Origin of the sequence: Rhodococcus sp. BP-349 (assembly GCF_019835845.1) — a bacterium.
Classification (GTDB): Bacteria; Actinomycetota; Actinomycetes; order Mycobacteriales; family Mycobacteriaceae; genus Rhodococcoides.
The window spans coordinates 1,167,953-1,184,180 of the sequence record NZ_JABUDR010000002.1 but is presented as its reverse complement, the minus strand read 5'-3'; the positions used below and the strand labels follow the sequence as shown (position 1 = coordinate 1,184,180).

20 protein-coding genes are annotated in these 16,228 nt (G+C 67.0%); 9 read left to right on the top strand and 11 right to left on the bottom strand.

The window, feature by feature from the left end; genetic code table 11:
• Positions 1-145: 145 nt before the first annotated feature.
• Positions 146-1,507 carry a dicarboxylate/amino acid:cation symporter gene (locus HQ325_RS15845; protein ID WP_222630799.1) on the top strand — a complete coding sequence of 454 codons (1,362 nt, stop codon included), beginning with the start codon at positions 146-148 and terminating at the stop codon, positions 1,505-1,507.
• Here HQ325_RS15845 and HQ325_RS15840 read toward each other — a convergent pair.
• Complete coding sequence (locus tag HQ325_RS15840) at positions 1,504-1,965, bottom strand: hypothetical protein (protein ID WP_308014383.1); 462 nt, start codon at positions 1,963-1,965, stop codon at positions 1,504-1,506. The two genes, HQ325_RS15845 and HQ325_RS15840, sit on opposite strands and share 4 nt — an antisense overlap.
• A gap of 36 nt (positions 1,966-2,001) precedes the next feature.
• Between HQ325_RS15840 and HQ325_RS15835 the strand changes: the two genes are divergently transcribed.
• The 3 genes from HQ325_RS15835 to HQ325_RS15825 are packed head-to-tail and all read left to right on the top strand — an operon-like array spanning position 2,002 to position 5,998.
• A complete protein-coding gene (locus HQ325_RS15835) occupies positions 2,002-3,021 on the top strand; it encodes a GTP pyrophosphokinase family protein (protein ID WP_222630797.1) in 1,020 nt (339 codons plus the stop codon).
• A gap of 32 nt (positions 3,022-3,053) precedes the next feature.
• A complete protein-coding gene (locus tag HQ325_RS15830) occupies positions 3,054-5,327 on the top strand; it encodes an excinuclease ABC subunit UvrA (RefSeq protein WP_222630796.1) in 2,274 nt (757 codons plus the stop codon).
• Positions 5,328-5,347: 20 nt separating this feature from the next.
• Complete coding sequence (locus tag HQ325_RS15825; protein WP_222630795.1) at positions 5,348-5,998, top strand: DedA family protein; 651 nt, start codon at positions 5,348-5,350, stop codon at positions 5,996-5,998.
• 17 nt (positions 5,999-6,015) lie between these two features.
• Here HQ325_RS15825 and HQ325_RS15820 read toward each other — a convergent pair whose 3' ends face one another.
• From HQ325_RS15820 to HQ325_RS15810, 3 genes are all read right to left on the bottom strand, one after another.
• Positions 6,016-6,222 (bottom strand): hypothetical protein, encoded by a 207-nt coding sequence (locus HQ325_RS15820; protein ID WP_027504928.1) that lies wholly within the window; start codon positions 6,220-6,222, stop codon positions 6,016-6,018.
• A gap of 103 nt (positions 6,223-6,325) precedes the next feature.
• Complete coding sequence (locus tag HQ325_RS15815; protein ID WP_222630794.1) at positions 6,326-6,712, bottom strand: SRPBCC family protein; 387 nt, start codon at positions 6,710-6,712, stop codon at positions 6,326-6,328.
• Positions 6,713-6,821: 109 nt separating this feature from the next.
• A complete protein-coding gene (locus HQ325_RS15810; protein WP_222630793.1) occupies positions 6,822-7,295 on the bottom strand; it encodes an OsmC family protein in 474 nt (157 codons plus the stop codon).
• A gap of 265 nt (positions 7,296-7,560) precedes the next feature.
• Here HQ325_RS15810 and HQ325_RS15805 point away from each other — a divergent pair, with 265 nt between their 5' ends.
• Positions 7,561-7,806, top strand: a complete 246-nt coding sequence (locus HQ325_RS15805) for a hypothetical protein (protein ID WP_222630792.1) — start codon at positions 7,561-7,563, stop codon at positions 7,804-7,806.
• 10 nt (positions 7,807-7,816) lie between these two features.
• Positions 7,817-8,242 (top strand): DoxX family membrane protein, encoded by a 426-nt coding sequence (locus tag HQ325_RS15800; protein ID WP_222630791.1) that lies wholly within the window; start codon positions 7,817-7,819, stop codon positions 8,240-8,242.
• A gap of 4 nt (positions 8,243-8,246) precedes the next feature.
• Here the strand turns inward: HQ325_RS15800 and HQ325_RS15795 are convergent, their stop codons facing one another.
• Positions 8,247-8,756 (bottom strand): O-acetyl-ADP-ribose deacetylase, encoded by a 510-nt coding sequence (locus HQ325_RS15795; protein WP_222630790.1) that lies wholly within the window; start codon positions 8,754-8,756, stop codon positions 8,247-8,249.
• Complete coding sequence (locus tag HQ325_RS15790) at positions 8,753-9,676, bottom strand: ADP-ribosylglycohydrolase family protein (RefSeq protein ID WP_222630788.1); 924 nt, start codon at positions 9,674-9,676, stop codon at positions 8,753-8,755. The genes HQ325_RS15795 and HQ325_RS15790 overlap by 4 nt, the downstream gene beginning before the upstream one ends.
• 61 nt (positions 9,677-9,737) lie before the next feature.
• Between HQ325_RS15790 and HQ325_RS15785 the strand changes: the two genes are divergently transcribed.
• Complete coding sequence (locus HQ325_RS15785; RefSeq protein ID WP_222630786.1) at positions 9,738-10,391, top strand: NUDIX domain-containing protein; 654 nt, start codon at positions 9,738-9,740, stop codon at positions 10,389-10,391.
• Between the two features lies 1 nt (position 10,392).
• Here the strand turns inward: HQ325_RS15785 and HQ325_RS15780 are convergent, their stop codons facing one another.
• Complete coding sequence (locus tag HQ325_RS15780; protein WP_222630784.1) at positions 10,393-10,827, bottom strand: hypothetical protein; 435 nt, start codon at positions 10,825-10,827, stop codon at positions 10,393-10,395.
• A gap of 263 nt (positions 10,828-11,090) precedes the next feature.
• On the opposite strand from HQ325_RS15780, the gene HQ325_RS15775 reads away from it, so the two are divergent.
• Together HQ325_RS15775 and HQ325_RS15770 are read left to right on the top strand one after the other, a co-directional pair.
• A complete protein-coding gene (locus HQ325_RS15775) occupies positions 11,091-11,534 on the top strand; it encodes a DUF3558 family protein (protein WP_222630783.1) in 444 nt (147 codons plus the stop codon).
• 21 nt (positions 11,535-11,555) lie between these two features.
• Positions 11,556-11,882 (top strand): hypothetical protein, encoded by a 327-nt coding sequence (locus HQ325_RS15770; RefSeq protein ID WP_222630782.1) that lies wholly within the window; start codon positions 11,556-11,558, stop codon positions 11,880-11,882.
• A gap of 61 nt (positions 11,883-11,943) precedes the next feature.
• On the opposite strand, the gene HQ325_RS15765 is transcribed toward HQ325_RS15770, so the two are convergent.
• The 4 genes from HQ325_RS15765 to HQ325_RS15750 are packed head-to-tail and all read right to left on the bottom strand — an operon-like array spanning position 11,944 to position 16,227.
• The gene (locus HQ325_RS15765; RefSeq protein ID WP_222630781.1) at positions 11,944-12,978 is read right to left on the bottom strand and encodes an SMP-30/gluconolactonase/LRE family protein; all 1,035 of its coding nucleotides are present in this window, start codon (positions 12,976-12,978) and stop codon (positions 11,944-11,946) included.
• A gap of 35 nt (positions 12,979-13,013) precedes the next feature.
• Positions 13,014-13,772, bottom strand: coding sequence for a MerR family transcriptional regulator (locus HQ325_RS15760; RefSeq protein ID WP_222630780.1), 759 nt, complete (start codon positions 13,770-13,772; stop codon positions 13,014-13,016).
• A gap of 44 nt (positions 13,773-13,816) precedes the next feature.
• Positions 13,817-15,310: an NAD(P)/FAD-dependent oxidoreductase gene (locus HQ325_RS15755; protein WP_222630779.1), complete on the bottom strand. Its 1,494-nt coding sequence runs from the start codon at positions 15,308-15,310 to the stop codon at positions 13,817-13,819.
• Positions 15,307-16,227 carry a ferritin-like domain-containing protein gene (locus HQ325_RS15750; RefSeq protein WP_222630778.1) on the bottom strand — a complete coding sequence of 307 codons (921 nt, stop codon included), beginning with the start codon at positions 16,225-16,227 and terminating at the stop codon, positions 15,307-15,309. The genes HQ325_RS15755 and HQ325_RS15750 overlap by 4 nt, the downstream gene beginning before the upstream one ends.
• Position 16,228: the final 1 nt, after the last annotated feature.

The following is a 16,228-nucleotide window of genomic DNA, read 5'->3' as shown; positions in this document are numbered from 1 at the left end:
CCTCGCGTCGCTACGTCGACCTTCGCCTGCAGGCCAGCGCCATCTGTCGATAGACCGTGTTCTCCCCCGGTCCCCTCGTACACCACGCACCCATTTCTCGGCCGTTGTTCTCCCGGCCACCCCAGCATTCTCGGAAGGCACCACCATGTCCGCGCCCAGCGCTGCCCCCACCCGTCGACTGCCGCACTGGCTCACGTCGTTCGGGCCCCAGATCGTCGCCGGGTTGATCCTCGGCGTCATCGTCGGACTGATCGCCCGATCCATGCCCGATGCCGCCGACGGCAATCCCAACTGGCTCGTCGAGACGGTGTCGACCATCGGATCGAGCTACGTCAAGCTCCTCACCGTCGCCGTGGTGCCCCTCGTGTTCACGGCCATCGTCAGCTCCATCGCCAACCTGCGCGCCGTCACCAACGCGGCCCGCCTGGCAGGTCAGACCCTGCTCTGGTTCGCGATCACCGCGTTCATCGCCGTGATCGTCGGCATCATCATCGGGCTTGTCGCGCAACCGGGTTCGCGCACCGGCGTGTCCGCGGCACTGGAGGAGGAGCCCGCGAGCTCCGGCTCCTGGTGGTCCTTCCTCACCGGCCTGGTTCCCAACAACTTCCTGGCGCTCGGCGCCCGAACCAGCGAAACCGAGGGTGCACTGAGCACCACGCTGAACTTCAACATCCTGCAGCTGCTCGTCGTCGCTGCGGCGATCGGTATCGCCGCGCTGAAGGTGGGAAAGGCGGCCGAACCGTTCCTGACGTTCAACGCCTCTCTGCTCGCGATCGTGCAGAAGGTGCTGTGGTGGATCATCCGGTTGGCGCCCATCGGTACGGCGGCGCTCATCGCCAACGCCGTCGCCACGTACGGCTGGGACGCGATCGGCTCGCTGGGTGTCTTCACTGTCTCGGTGTACGTCGGACTCGCCATCGTGTTCTTCGTCGTCTACCCGATCATCGTTCGGGCGCACGGCCTCTCGATCCGCAACTTCTACTCGGGCGTGTGGCCCGCGACGCAGCTCGGCTTCGTCTCTCGCTCGTCGATCGGCACCCTGCCGCTCACCCAGCGCGTCACCGAACGCAATCTCGGTGTGCCCCGCGAGTACGCATCGTTCGCGGTTCCGCTCGGCGCCACCACCAAGATGGACGGGTGCGCGGCCATCTACCCGGCCATCGCCGCGATCTTCGTCGCTCAGTTCTACGGCGTCGAACTCACGATCACCGACTACCTGCTCATCGTGGTCGTCTCCGTGATCGGCTCCGCGGCGACGGCGGGCACCACCGGTGCCACGGTCATGCTGACCCTGACGCTGTCCACGCTCGGCCTGCCGCTCGCCGGTGTCGGCCTGCTGCTCGCCGTCGAGCCGATCGTCGACATGGGTCGCACCGCCGTCAACGTCACCGGCCAGGCGTTGATCCCGGCCATCGTCGCCAAGCGCGAAGGCATCCTGGACCAGGAGCGATTCGACGCCCCACGCAACGGCGACCCGTTCGTCGACGACGTGGAATTGGCCCGCTAGAACACGGGCGGGGGCGCGAACAGCGGCCCGCGCACGAAACCCACGATCAACACCAGTAGTCCGCCGATCTCGGTGGCCGCGAGCGCATACATGAACGCGTGCGTTCCCGGCACCGGGCGGACGAACTGGTTGTCGGTGTCACGCAGGAATCCGTGCACCACGTAGCTGACGATCGCGGCGACGAAGAAGAAGACGACAGCCCCGGACGCGACAAGATTCACCCACGTCGGCCAGGCGCCGAAGTGCACCAGCGGCACCAGGACCAGGGTCGCGAACGAGTACATCAATGCCGCCCGGTGGGCGATGTCCACATACGGATGCGCCTGCCCGTTCTCGGACGTCGCCATCTGGCGGAACTTCCAGACGCCGAGGATCAACGCCGCCAGCAGAATCAGTGCGGACGCCAGGATCAGGAGCGTCGCGTCCCAGTCGACCACGCGGTACGTACGGAGCGTCACGCGAGCATTGGATCACGGTGGGGCAGAATCTCCACCATGCGCCCCACGTCGTTCATGCACAGCTCCGTCGAGGAGTACCGCGCGCGGTGGGACCACTTCGCTGCGGCCACGGCAGCGCTGTCGGCCGCCGTCGAGACGTTCGTCTCCGAGGCGGACATCGACATAGATGCCGTCGAGGCGCGCACCAAGTCCGTGGAGTCGGCTGCCGGCAAGTTCGCCCGCCTCCGCGAGGACGGGTCACTCGAGTTCACCGACCCGCTCGCCGAGGTCACCGATCTCGTCGGTATCCGCGTCATCACGTATCTGACGTCGGACATCGATCGCGTCGCGGACGCCATCTCGAAGCACTTCGTCCTGCTCAAGACCATCGACAAGTCGTCCCTCGCCCAGGAGTCCGGTGTGTTCGGCTACGCCGGACGGCACCTCATCCTCAGTGCGGACGGCGACCGCGTCCCGGCGGGATGTGAGGAGTTCACCGGGCTCGGCTTCGAGGTGCAGATCCGCACCGTCCTGCAGCACGCCTGGGCGGAGATCGAACACGACATCCGGTTCAAGAACTCCCGCACGCAGGGTTCGCCCACCATCGACCGGGCGTTCACGCTCGCGGCAGGGCTGATCGAGCTCGCGGACGCCCAGTTCGAACTCGCCGATCGGCACCACAAGGAGAAGATCGCGGAACTCCGCGCGGCCGATGCCGCACGCGGGATGGACCTTCAGCTCACGGCCGATCAGCTGCGCACCATCGTCACCGACCTCCTGCCCGACTACACCCCCAGTCGGAGCGGTCACTACGAGTGGCTGCTGACTCTCGTCAACGCGAACGGGATCACGACGGGCGCGGAACTCGAGGAGGCCCTCGACCCCGCACGAGTCGAGTACGTGACGGCGGCCATGGACTACCAGTACCGCCCCGGTCAGGTGCGGATGGTGGACGACCTCCTGCTGGACCGCTTCGGCGAGGCCCACATCGCGCGCACCTCCTCGCTCACCACCGAGCGTGACCGTCCGGGCAAGCTGCGCTACCGACTGAGCAAGTTGCAGGGCCAGTCCGGCTGACGCATGTCCGCTCGGTCTGGTATCCCTACGGCGTGACGACGCCACCGAACGATGCTCTGTCCACCATCACCGTGCGCGGCGCGCGGGAGAACAATCTGCGTGACATCGACATCGATCTCCCCAAACGGTCGCTGATCGTGTTCGCCGGGGTGTCGGGGTCCGGCAAGAGCTCCCTCGTGTTCGACACGATCGCCGCGGAGGCGCAGCGGCAGATCAACTCCACGTTCAGTGCGTTCGCCCAGACCTTCCTGCCGTCCTACGGTCGGCCGGACGCCGACCTCATCGCGAACCTGTCGGCCGTCGTCATCGTCGACCAGAAACGCCTCTTCGGCAGCCCCCGCTCCACAGTCGGCACCATCACCGACATCGGCGACTGGCTCCGCATGCTGTGGTCGCGCGGAGTCACCCCGTCCATCGGCTATGCCAACGCGTTCTCGTTCAACGATCCCGCCGGCATGTGTCCCGAGTGCGAGGGGTTGGGCGAGGCGAAGGTCATCGACATCGACGAGTTGGTGGATCAGTCGAAGTCGTTGCGTGAGGGCCCCGTCAAGCACCCGGACTTCCTGCCCGGCAAGTGGCCCTACCGGCTGTACGCGGACTCCGGACTGTTCGATCTCGACGTTCCCCTCGAGCAGTACTCCCCGCGCGAGCGGCACCTGTTCTTCGACGCGTCGCCCGGCGAGGTCGAGATGGTCAACCCGGACGCCGTGTTCAAGACGTACGAGGGGCTGCTCTCGCGCTTCCGCCGCAGCTATCTCTCCAAGGATGCCGACGCGTTGAAGGGCAAGTCCAAGGAGGCGTACGACCGCATCGTCACGCGCGGAGTGTGCCCGTCCTGCAAGGGGACTCGCCTGAACGAGGCGGTGCACGCCGCGACGCTCGAGGGACTCTCGATCCCCGATGCATTCGCGATGCAGGTGTCCGACCTCGCCGACGTCATGGACACGTGGGCGCTCGGCGATCTGGACGGTCCACGCCGCGAGGTGGTGACACAGCTCCGTCGACTGGTCGATCTCGGACTCGGGTACCTGAGCCTCGATCGTGCGACGTCCTCGCTGTCGGGCGGCGAGTCCCAGCGCATCAAGATGGTGCGCCACCTCGGCGCCACGCTCAACGACATGCTGTACGTCTTCGACGAGCCCACCACCGGGCTGCACCCGCGCGACGTGCACCGGCTGAACGACATGCTGATCGCGTTGCGCGACAAGGGAAACACCGTGCTCGTCGTCGAACACGACGCGGAGGTGATGGCCATCGCCGACCGCATCGTCGAGATCGGCCCTGGCGCCGGAAAGCACGGCGGCACGGTGGTCTTCGAGGGCACCTGGCCCGAACTGCGGCAGTCCGAGACGCGTACCGGGACGGCGCTGCGTCGAGACGGTCGATCGCGGCGGACCCCGCGCACTCCGAACGGGTGGATGCGCATCGAGAACGCCGACAGCCACAATCTGAAGAACGTGGCAGTGGACATCCCGCTCGGTGTTCTCGTGGCCGTCACCGGTGTCGCCGGCTCGGGCAAGTCGAGTCTGATCCACCGCCACCTCCGCAACGTCCGGCCCGACGCGGTGGTCATCGACCAGGCACCCATCCGCGGTTCGCGCCGATCCTCCCCCGCCACCTACACCGGACTGCTCGATCCGATCCGTGCACACTTCGCCAAGCGAACGGGGCAACCCGCAGCGCTGTTCTCGCCGAACTCGGACGGAGCCTGCCCCGACTGTCAGGGCACCGGCATGATCTTCACCGACCTCGGCTTCACCGACCCGGTGTCGAGTACGTGCGAGACCTGCCAGGGTCGACGCTTCCGCTCCGGCGCGATCAAGCACACCGTCGACGGCCTCTCGATCGCCGACGTCTTCGACATGTCCGTCGACGAGGCCCGCGAGTTCTTCACCGTGAAGAAGGTGCGCGACGTACTCCGGCGGTGCAGTGATGTCGGTCTCGGTTATCTGTCCCTGGGCCAGAACCTGACGTCCCTGTCCGGCGGCGAGCGTCAGCGCCTCAAGCTGGCGACGGAACTGGTGGGCAACTCCCCGGTACTGGTGCTCGACGAGCCCACCACCGGACTGCACTCGTCCGACGTGGACAACCTGGTCGGACTGCTGTCCGGCATGGTCGACGAGGGTCGATCGGTCATCGTGATCGAGCACAACATGGACGTCGTCGCGGCCGCCGACTGGGTCGTGGACCTCGGTCCCGACGGGGGTCACGACGGCGGCGAGGTGGTGTTCACGGGCACTGTCGACGAGCTGGTTCTGGCCCGGACGCACACCGGCACTCACCTCGCGCGGGCTCTCGCGGAGTAAACCCCCGGTAAAGTGCGGGCATGAGCGACATCGTCACCGCTGCCGCCGGTACGGAACTGGGTGGAATCGCAGGCTGGGCCGTCAGCCTGATGGAGAGCATCGGCGGGCCGGGCGCCGGTATCGCCGTGGCCGCCGAGAACTTCTTCCCACCGCTGCCCAGCGAGATCATCCTCCCGCTGGCCGGGTTCACCGCGTCGCAGGGTGGTTTCTCCCTCGCGAGCGCATTGTTCTGGACCACGCTCGGATCGGTGCTCGGCGCTCTCGGCCTCTACTGGTTGGGCAAGAAGCTGGGCCGCGACCGGATGTACGCCGCCGTGGACAGGATGCCGTTCGTCAGCACGGACGATCTGAGCAAAGCCGACGAGTGGTTCGTGCGCCACGGCCGCTCCGCTGTGTTCTTCGGTCGGATGATTCCGCTCGTGCGATCCGGCATCTCGGTGCCCGCAGGTGTGTCCGGGATGCCGGTCCTGCAGTTCCTGCTGTACACGACCCTCGGCAGCCTCCTGTGGAACACGATCTTCGTGCTCGCGGGCTACTTCCTCGGGGAGAACTGGCACTACGTCGAGGACTACGCCTCGGTGTTCCAGTACGTCGTCATCGGGCTCATCGCGGTGGCGGTGGTGGTGCTGGTGACCAAGCGCGTCCGGCGGCGCCGGCGGTCGGACGCCTGACCGCACCCTGCACGGTCCTACTGCGCGAGCGTGGCCGCAGCCTGAGCCCACAGGAAGTACTTGTTGGTGCCGAGATCGCGCACCGTGGTGATGTTGAAGGCAGCCTTCAACTTCTCCGCATCGCCGTCGCTGACGCCTTTCAGCGCCGCGACCGGCGCGTCGGCCAGTTCCTCGATCGTCTTGTCCGCGTATGCCTTGTCGAACTTGTCGGCGATGCCTGCCATGATTTCCTCCTGACGACCGATGCGCCCGCTGCGCACCCCGGTCGACAGTACGACTCTCGACGGCTCGTGACCTGAGAGTGCGCTGTCGGTGTGGTGACCCCGGTCAGCGGGTCAGGACAGCCCGCACGGACTCCAGATCAGCAGCGACGGCGGCGCAGTCCCGCTCGAACTCGGCGTCGGTCATGTCCAGTTGCCGAACCGTGAACACCACCTCGGCGCCGTCCGGATGAGCGAGCACCCGCAGCGGGTTGTTCACGACGGTGCCGTCGGGCAGCGTCACGTCGTGGTCCAGCACCCCGAAAGCGTTGCGCGGGACGAACCGCACCCGGACCGTGCCCATCGGTGACTCGGCCAGCAAGTCGTCACCGTCGCGGGTGAAGCCCGATGCGAGTCCTGCGGCCCAGGCAGTCAGGTTGTCCACATCGGCCAGGTAGTCGTACACGGCCTCGGGCGGCGCGGGTATCACTGCACTCACGTGTCGACTGATCATCGTAGGAGCGTAGCCACGCAGCAGGCTCTCCGCGAGTACGTCCACAGTGTCGTGATCAGCGGCGATGCGACGACACTTCGGACGTACTCGCGAGGCCCGGGGTGGCTCGTCAGGCCAGGTCGGCGCGCGTCCAGGTGTTCACGAAGCCCACACCGCTGCGCACGAACAGCTGCGTCACGGGGCAGCGACGCTCGACCTCCGAGACGAAGTGGTCGAACGCGTCACCGGTCGCGTCGGTCTCCACCGTCGCCTCGACGGTGACGGTGTCGAAGTTCGAGTTGCCCTCGGCGCCGGTCACCAGGACGGCGGTGTCCAGGTCACCCTGCACGCGGAAGCTGAACTTTCCCAGCGTGATGCCCAGATCCTTGGCGACGAGAGAGGCCGTGACCTGGTTGCACGAAGTCAGCGCACCGAGTGCGTAGAACAGCGGGCTCGGTGCCTCGTCCCTGCCGCCGAAGGCCGGGTAGGCGTCGGCGTCGAACTCGTGCCCCGCCGTGCCCTCGACGACGAGGTGCTGGGCGACGCCGGTGCCGGACGCCTCCACGACGAAGGGAACGACGGAGGTGCGAATGGTGGAAGTCATGGACACCACGGTCGAGCATCGCCCACGCTCGGGCCAGGGTTTCGATCACGCAGATTCTCGGACCATCCGGTCGCGACCCCGGTCCGCAGCTTCACCAGAGTGCAGGCGACGTCTCCGCGTTGCACGTGCCGACGACGACACTGGCAGATCGACCGTCGACGCCCGGCCGCTGTTCGCCCGCGGCTTCCACTGCATCACTCGACATCAGCCGGCACCTGTCGTACCCCTCCCCTAGCGTGACGCCACCGACAACGGGGGGACGGACATGGGCGGACATCGCCGGGGGCAGCGCAGACGCAGCGAGCAGAGGACGGTGCGCGAGGTCGCCGCACTCGTCGCGGAGCCGGGGTCGCAGTACGGCGGCCGCTGGAACGCGGAGCCGTACAGGTTCTGCGACTGCGACGACGAGGAGTGCGTCGGCGGCGCCGTCTACTGCGAGAACAGGGTCTACGCGCACGAGGAGCTGGGCCGCGTTCTCGGCCGACCGGACCGGCAGCGCGGCGCCTCGTAGGGTGGCAGGCATGACCACGCGCCCCGCCCCTGCGACCGTGCCTCGTATCGTCGGGCGGCTCGTCCTCGGTGCGTTCCTGGTGTTGGCCGGACTGAGCCACCTGTTCTGGGCCCGGCAGGAGTTCGCCGCGCAGGTACCGACGTGGATGCCGCTCGACACCGATTTCGTGGTGGTCGCATCGGGTGTCGTCGAGGTGGTGCTGGGCCTGGCTCTCATCGCCCTGACGCGGTACCGGGTGGCGGTGGGGTGGATTGTGGCGCTGTTCTTCGTGGCCGTGTTCCCGGGCAACATCTCTCAGTTTGTCACGCACACCGACGCTTTCGGGCTGGACACCGATCGGGCACGGGGCATCCGGCTGCTGTTCCAACCATTGCTGGTGATCTGGGCCCTGTGGGCCACCGGCGCCTGGTCGGCGTGGCGAGCACGTCGACGATGAGAGGTCAGCCGACGACCCGAGTCGTCATGCGGTGTACCTCGATCGAGTAGGCCACCAGGGTCACGAGATCCACGGACACGGGCGCCGACGTCACTGCGCGCACCTGTTCGGCGACCGCCAGCTCCACCGGCCATCCGTACGCACCGCCCGAGATGAGCGGGAACGCGATCGAGGATGCTCCGAGCGAGTGGGCCAGGAGAAGGGAGCGCTCGTACGCGGCGCGCAGGATCGGCGACCGGTCCTCTCGTGCCGAGTACCGTGGCCCGACGGTGTGGACGACCCACCTCGCCGGCAGGCGGCCTGCGGGCGTCGCGACGGCGGCACCCGTGTCGAGTCCGTTCGGGAGAGTCGTCGCCCGCAGAAGCTTGCAGGCGTCGAGAATTTCTCGTCCGCCTGCGCGGTGGATGGCGCCGTCGACGCCGCCTCCACCGAGGAGGGTCGAGTTGGCCGCGTTGACGATCACGTCTGCGCGCACGCTGGTGATGTCTCCGGTGACCACATCGATGACACTCATGCTGCGGCTCCTTCTGCGAGGCGACGTCCCAGATCCGCGAGATCCGCGGCTCGTCGTCCGGGGTACCCGTGCAGGATCGTGGTCCACGCCTCGGGGATCACGGAGGCACCCCAGCGTGCGCCCAGCAGCCCACCGGCGATGGCCGCGGTGGTGTCGGTGTCGCCGCCCGCACGGACACACGCCTCCAACGCCGCAGTGAGCTGGTCCTCGTTCTCCTGCGTGGTCGTGATGGCCGACCATGCCGTCTGAAGCGCGTGCACCACCCACCCGTTCCTGTCGAAGTCCGACGGGCGTCCATTCTCCGCGGCGTCGAGCAACGGCGCCCAGGTGTCGCGCACCGACGGCTCCGCTGCGTCGAGGTACAGCGAGATGCCGTCGTAGGTGCCGTGCTCAACGGCGTGCCGGATGCCGGCGCTCCAGATCCGGCACGCCTCCCCCGCCTGCGGGTCACTATGCGTCAGGGCGCTGATCTGCGCAGCGGCCGCCGAGAGCTGATCCGGGTCGTCGAGATACGCCAGCGCCACCGGGGCAGTTCTCATCAGCGAACCGTTGCCGCCTGTCCTGCCGGAGAGTCCTGCGGCGACCGCGGTCATCTCGGCAGCCGACCTGCTGCGCCGGGACAACACCGTGCGCGTCTGGATACCGACGTCCGCGGGATTCGTGTCGATCCAGGCCACGAAATTCGCCGCTACGCCGTCGAGTCCCCGGCCCTCCACCAGCGCCTCGGCGATGCAGAGGGCCATCGACGTGTCGTCCGTCCACTCGCCGGGCGCCCAGTCGAAGGCGCCTCCGCCGATCATGTCGATCACCGTCTCGGGCGTCGGATAGCCGAACTCGTATCCGGCACCCAGCGCGTCACCGGCTGCAGTGCCGAGCATGACGCCCTCGGCGCGGTTCTTCTGTTCGTCGGTCAGCTTCATGCCGTCCCCTTTGCTCGTTTGTGCGCTAACCATAACGCACTGTTGCGCTAAGCTGCAACCCATGCCCTCCGATCTGGCGTCGTTCCCACGACCGTCCGTCGCTGTCGACGTCGCCGTTCTCACCGTCCACGGCGGAACGCTGAACGTGGTGACGGTGCAATCACCCTGGGGAGCTGCACTTCCCGGCACTTTCGTGCATCCGGGCGAGACGCTCGCCGATGCGGCGAGGCGCGCATTGAGCACCAAGGCCGGCATCGACCGCGTCGAGTTCCATCAGATCCGGATGTTCGACGCTCCCGACCGCGACGATCGAGGATGGGTGTTGTCGATGGCTCACTGCGCGGAGGCGCCCGCCGAGTCCTTGCCTCCCGGCACCGATCTCCTGGTCGTCGAGTCGGATCGGCCTGTGGAACCGATGGCCTTCGACCATGCCGACATGGTGTCCGCCGCCGTGGGCGACCTGCGGTCTCGCTACCTCACCCGTCCTGATCCGTCGCACCTGCTGGGAACCACCTTCACGCTGCTCGACCTGCGCACCCTGTACGAGACCGTGTTCGACCGCCCGCTGCGCAAGGACACCTTCCGCCGTCACGTGATCGGGGCGCTGGTCGGTACGGGCGCCACCACGTCGGCTGCAGGCGGACGCCCCGCCGAGCTCTACGAACGCAGGCCCGACGAGACGTTTCCCGGGTCCATCGCCGCGCTGCTCGTGTGAGTCAGTTGGGGGTCGGGCGCCGTGACGTCGGGATCCACCACGCCAGCGCAGAACCCGCCTGCACCACCACCAACGGCCAGACCATCGTGGAGTGCAGCAACGCCACCGCCCACACGAGGGCCACTGCCGTCACGACGACGCGTGCCGAACGTTGGCGTTGCACGATCATTGTCGCGAGCACCCCGTGCCCCACCGCAGCGATGACGAGAACGAACGCCCACGCATCGGCGAGTGAGCCCACGAACATCGCGCCGGGCGACTCGTCCGCACTCGCGAAGGCAGCGAGGGCACTGACGACGACGGCGCCGAATCCCGCGATCGCGGGGACACACGCCACCGCACACTGGGTCGCGAACGCGACGAGCACCGCCAATGATGTTGCGTTGGAGAGACTTCCGATACCGCTGGAAGGAACGGGCAGAGTGGTCGAGTGCATGGTGAAGGCCTTCCGATCGTCCGCCGTGGCGCGGTACAGCCTTCGACGCCGCAACTACCCGCTCGGTTCCCGGCGCGCATTTCTGCACACAGAACAGTTCCGGATGGTCGGATGTGCCCGTGGGGACACCGTTGTGTGCAGTGGGAGCACGGAACCGCAGGAGCGGAGCGTGCGTCCAACGACGTGTGCGCAGGAACTGTGGGGTACTCGCTGTCGCGGCAATCGTCGCGGCAATCGTCGCGTCACTCACCGGGTGCGGTGGGGTGAGCGGCACCGCCGAACCTGTGGCGATGGAACTATTCGACCCCTGCACCGTGGTACCCGACGAGGCCATCCGGGCGGCGGGGGCAGATCCGGCTGTCGTTGTCGACCAGCTCGCGGTTCCACTCGACGACACCTGGAAGTGGTGCACATGGAAGGGGGGCGATCAGTTCCTGACCGTCTTCTCCACTACCCGGACGCTCGACGCGCTCAGGACCAGTCCGACCTCGGACAGGTTCAGCGCTGTCGACGACTTGGGTGTCGGCGCGTTCTCGTTCCGCGATCGCGGCGACCAGCAACTCGCTGCCTGCAGTATCGCGTTCGATTGGCGAGAACGTTCTGTGGTGTTTCGTGCTGAACGGAATCTCGCTTCCTCCGTCACCGCGGATGTGTGCGCTGTGGCGAGGACCGGGGCGCAAGCATTCGCTTCCAGCATCCCCCGTTGACCCGCGAAGGAAGAACTTTCCGTGACCGATGACCTCATCATCTCCGCCGATTCTTCGCGCAGGTGCGCGTCAGCGTGCGAACAATTTGTCAGTGACCTCGCCGAACTGCTGCCGTCGATCAGTGCGCTCGAATTCAGCGCGGGTTTCGGCACCCTTCCCTCCGGAATCGCGCTCGCACGCAAGTACTCCGACCTCACCCACGGCCCGGAGGGCTCGCTGAGCTCGGTGCTCGCGGCCCACATCACCGCCGTCACCAACCTCCGCGAGGCCTTCCTCGAAGCGGGTCGCGGGTACCAGGCGACGGAGGACGACTCGACGTCCCGCATCAGCCGCTCCGGCCCCCGCTGACCGCCCCGCCGACTGGAAGGGGTGCGCACCTCACGCAACCAGCGCACACCCCGCCCAACCCCTAGCGCTCAGGCACACCGACCACGGTGAAGGGCTCCACTGGAGTGCCACCGCGCTTGTCGAACTGGCTGTTGACCACCAGCAGCTGATCGTCGACGTCGGCGACGGTGGTGGGGTAGGCAAAGCTGGGGTCGGTGATCTCACCGGTCACCCGCCCACGGTTACCGTCGTCGTCGAGATCGACTGTGGCGATGAGGCTGTCGCGGTTGCGGACGACGTACAGCGTGTCGTCCTCCATCTCCATGCCGTCGCCGTTCTGAAGTGTCGCGCCGCCGAGGTCCACCTGCGTGACGGCCTTGGAGTCGCGGGCCACGCGGTACAGGTTGCCGGTGCTGGACTGCACGATCACCAACGCGTTGTCGTCGTCCGCCTCGACGATGCCGTTGGCGTTGAAGCCCTCGCCGTACGCGAACGGGGATCCGTTGAAGTCGACGAACGGCTCCAACTGGCCCTCACCGGTGGCGTTCGCCGGTATGCGCCACAGCGTGGGGTTGCGCGAGTCGGTGATGAAGGCGTCGCCGTTGTCGGCGATGACGACGTCGTTGAGGAAGGTGGCGTCCTGCCCGAGCCCGTTGGTGAACTTCCCGCGCAGTGCGCCGGACTCGGCGTCGTAGATCCAGACGGTGCCGGTCGCGCCGCCCGCCACGACGAGGGTGTTCTCGTCGTCGTCCCCGTCGACGTCCAGTCCCGCCGCGCCGGTGCGACCGTCCTGTCCACCGGGGAGGAACGGTTCGACGGTGGTGTTGCCGACCGTGCCGCGGAAGATGGCGCCGTCGGAGGTCGACGAGACGTAGAAGGTGTCGTCGTCAGCGGTGATGCCCTCGGGGAACACGCCGGTCCCCGGCAACGTGTAGACGGTGGCGTTCGAGGACGTACTCGCCGCCGACGACGACGGAGCAGTGCTGGAGGACGACGGAGCAGCGCTGGAGGACGCCGGCGTCGCCCGCCCCTCCTCGCTCGACGACGAGCAACTGGTCAGAACGAGGGCGGTGGCGCCGGCGAGGGCGACAGCGGCGGACAGCCTGGTGCGGTTCATGACTCCACCATGCCCCATTGGTCCGAAAAGCGAGGTCAGGCTGTGTGAAGGTCCGAACGAGAGGTGTTGTCGATGGCGACCTCGAGGTACTCGCCGAGCTGCTCCTGCAGGTTGCGCTCGAGTGTGCGGCCGAGCAACGAATGCACGGAATCGACTGCGAGAGTGCGCATGATCTGCAACATCTCGGTGGCCCGGAGGACGTCGTCACCCTCGGGAATCCAGCCCTCGCCGTAGCGGTCGACGATGTGACTCTTCACAGTCGAGATCATGTCCTTGGACATTCCGTCGACGGCCGCATGGAGCCGTTCGTGGATGTCCATGACCTCGCGGATTCCGAAGCCGTAGGTCGCGAGGGAGGTGAAGCCCTGCAACAGCTTCGGATCGGTGAATGTGCACCGGTCACCGTCGACACGCGCGAGTCCGTACTCCACGAGCCTGGACAGCTGGACGCCGTCAGGGTCGCCGAGCATCTGCCGCGCCTCGTCGACGGAGACCGACTGCACCTCGCCGGTCGTCGACCACGGCTCGGTGAGGGCGCGCTGCAGACCGAGAACCTCGGTGAGGTCCTTGCCGCTCTCCCAGCCGTCGATGAAGTCGCTGATGTGTGTGGTCGTGTAGCCGCGCTGGAGCAGGATGTCGATCAGCCGCAGCCGGGCGAGGTGCGAGTCGTCGTAGATGCCGACCCGCCCCCGCTTGCGCGGGGGCGGGAGCAGTCCACGTTCACGGTAGGCCCGGACGTTGCGCGAGGTCGTGCCTGCGGCATGAGCCAGTTCGTCGATGCGGTACTCGGTCATCGACTCACTCCTCCACTCGGCCGGACCTCCAGACTAACGCTCGGTCACACCGCGGCGACGACCTCGTCGACCGGTGCCGTCGCTGCCGCCGTCACCGAGTAGTCCGGCAACAGCACCGTCTCGAGCTGCTTGACGTACTGCGTGGCGAAGCCCGGGAACATCGTGGCGTTGAAACCGTCCTCGGTCAGGTACCAGCTCGAGCACCCCGAGTTCCACGTCGTCTTGGTCAGCCGCTGCTGCAGGTCCGCGTTGTACTCGGCCTGCACCGAGGCGCGGACGTCGAGCACGAAGTTCTGGTTCACGGCGGTGGCGATGGCATCGACCAGGTAGTCGATCTGCGCCTCCACGTAGACCAGGGCGGAGCTGTGGCCGGGTCCGGAGTTGGGCCCGAACGTGAAGTACATGTTCGGGTACCCGGACACCGCGATCGACTTGTAGGCGTGAGCTCCCCGGCTCCACTCGTCGGCGAGGACGCGCCCGTCGCGCCCGGTGATCGGGATCGGCGACCCGGTCTTGGAGACGTCGAACCCGGTGGCGAAGACGATCGCGTCGAACTGATGCTCGACTCCCTCCACCGTGCGGATTCCCTTCTCGGAGATCTGCGCGATGGGCCAGGTGACGAGCGTGCAGTTGTCCTTCTGCAGCGCCGGGTAGTACTTGCTGGTCATCAGCAGGCGCTTGCACCCGGCGCGAAACTCCGGCGTGAGCTGGCGCCTCAACCACGGATCCGGAACCTGACTGCGGAGGTGCAGCTTCGACACTCCCTCCACCACGCGGGTGAGCGGCGAGTTCCAGACGACCCCGAGGGCGACCGACTCGTGGCCCCAGAACCAGGCCTTGCGCGCGACGCTCTGGCTGAAGGGCACGCGGCGGTAGATCTCGCGAGTCAGTCCGCGGGTGCGGAAGTTGGTGCGGGGCAGCACCCACCCCGGCGTGCGCTGGAAGACCTTGACCGACTCGGCTACCTTCACCAGCTCGGGAACGATCTGCACGCCGCTGGCTCCGGTACCGACGACGGCGACCTTCTTGCCGGCGAAGTCGTAGTCGTGGTCCCACCGGGCGCTGTGGATCTTCGCTCCCGCGAAGGTCTCGACGCCACGGATCTTGGGCAGGCTGAAGTTCGCCAGCGGTCCCGACGCCATCACGACGGTGCGGGCGAGGACGGGTTCCCGATCCTGGACCGAGATCTCCCAGAGCGACCGGGACTCGTGCCAGGTGACGTCCACGACGGTGTGACCGAACCGGAGGTAGCGGCTCAGCTCGAACTTCTCGACCATCGAGTCGATGTAGCCCAGGATCTCCGCACTCCCGGAGTAGGTGTGCGACCAGTCCGGATTGGGGGCGAAGCTGTACGAGTACAGGCGGGACGGAATGTCGCAGGCTGCACCGGGATACGTGTTGTCACGCCAGGTCCCACCGGCACGTGTGCCGCGTTCGAGGATGGCGATGTCGCGAATCCCCCGTTGCTGCAGCCGGATCGCGGCACCGATGCCGGCAAATCCGCCTCCGATGACGGCGGTGGAGAGAATCTCGGTCATGCGACGGGCTCGTACGTGAGTTCCTTGGACCACGTGGGCTGCGGGCGCAGCAGCCGCTTCGGGTACTTGGCCGTCAGCGTCACCATCGAGTCGGCGAACTTGTGGTACGGGTGGTCGCGGTTGATGACGACGCTCCCGTGCCAGCTGATGAAGCGGTACATCGGCAGACGCTTCGGGAACTCGCTGCGTTCGCCCACCTTCTTGAAGCGCTTCATCGCGGTGTAGAGGCGCTCCTCGTCGACACCCATCTCGACGATGTTGTCCCGCATCTTGTTCAGCAGTGGGATGTACCGCAGGGTGCCGATGATGAGCGACGGATGCATCCAGGCGCCGATCGTCTCGACGAGAATGCGGCGCATCGTCGCGTGGCCCAGCAGATCGATGACCTCGAAGTCGACGGCGAGGTGCCGCGACTCGTCCGCGTTGATGCGCTTGAACACTTCCTGGCAGACCGGGTCGTCGATCTCGTCGACGATGAACTTGACCAGCGCACCGTCGAGCGCGACCTCGAGCATCGGGATGACGGTGCCCAGCACGGCGAGCGGCGTCTGATCCGAGTACTTGTCGAGCCAGTCGATGATCAGCTTGACGTTGACGTTCGGCTGCGGGATCTCGTCGTTCTCGAGCATGCCCCACCGACGCATCAGTGCCAGTTCGGCATTCGCGTGCTTCTGCTCCTCCGCGTGGAAGTAACGGTAGATCTCGCGCAGCGTCTCGGTGGGCGCCTTGCGTGCCATCGCGGCGAATCCGCGCGCACCGACGTTCTCGATCCACATGAGGTCGGACAGGAACGGCTTGAGCTTGGCGTGCTGCTCGGGCGGGATCATCTCGGCACCGGGGGCGTCCCAGTCGATGTCCGCGAGGGACCACTGGCGGTCCTTGATCTTGTCCAGCATGGCGTCGAAGTCGAAGGCCATC

Coding starts and splice junctions, on each gene's coding strand:
- HQ325_RS15785 (WP_222630786.1), top strand. CDS start 9,738: ATGCCCTCCGATCTGGCGTCGTTCCCACGACCGTCCGTCGCTGTCGAC.
- HQ325_RS15820 (WP_027504928.1), bottom strand. CDS start 6,222: ATGGCAGGCATCGCCGACAAGTTCGACAAGGCATACGCGGACAAGACG.
- HQ325_RS15825 (WP_222630795.1), top strand. CDS start 5,348: ATGAGCGACATCGTCACCGCTGCCGCCGGTACGGAACTGGGTGGAATC.
- HQ325_RS15795 (WP_222630790.1), bottom strand. CDS start 8,756: ATGAGTGTCATCGATGTGGTCACCGGAGACATCACCAGCGTGCGCGCA.
- HQ325_RS15755 (WP_222630779.1), bottom strand. CDS start 15,310: ATGACCGAGATTCTCTCCACCGCCGTCATCGGAGGCGGATTTGCCGGC.
- HQ325_RS15845 (WP_222630799.1), top strand. CDS start 146: ATGTCCGCGCCCAGCGCTGCCCCCACCCGTCGACTGCCGCACTGGCTC.
- HQ325_RS15790 (WP_222630788.1), bottom strand. CDS start 9,676: ATGAAGCTGACCGACGAACAGAAGAACCGCGCCGAGGGCGTCATGCTC.
- HQ325_RS15760 (WP_222630780.1), bottom strand. CDS start 13,772: ATGACCGAGTACCGCATCGACGAACTGGCTCATGCCGCAGGCACGACC.
- HQ325_RS15815 (WP_222630794.1), bottom strand. CDS start 6,712: ATGATCAGTCGACACGTGAGTGCAGTGATACCCGCGCCGCCCGAGGCC.
- HQ325_RS15805 (WP_222630792.1), top strand. CDS start 7,561: ATGGGCGGACATCGCCGGGGGCAGCGCAGACGCAGCGAGCAGAGGACG.
- HQ325_RS15810 (WP_222630793.1), bottom strand. CDS start 7,295: ATGACTTCCACCATTCGCACCTCCGTCGTTCCCTTCGTCGTGGAGGCG.
- HQ325_RS15835 (WP_222630797.1), top strand. CDS start 2,002: ATGCGCCCCACGTCGTTCATGCACAGCTCCGTCGAGGAGTACCGCGCG.
- HQ325_RS15765 (WP_222630781.1), bottom strand. CDS start 12,978: ATGAACCGCACCAGGCTGTCCGCCGCTGTCGCCCTCGCCGGCGCCACC.
- HQ325_RS15780 (WP_222630784.1), bottom strand. CDS start 10,827: ATGCACTCGACCACTCTGCCCGTTCCTTCCAGCGGTATCGGAAGTCTC.
- HQ325_RS15800 (WP_222630791.1), top strand. CDS start 7,817: ATGACCACGCGCCCCGCCCCTGCGACCGTGCCTCGTATCGTCGGGCGG.
- HQ325_RS15750 (WP_222630778.1), bottom strand. CDS start 16,227: ATGGCCTTCGACTTCGACGCCATGCTGGACAAGATCAAGGACCGCCAG.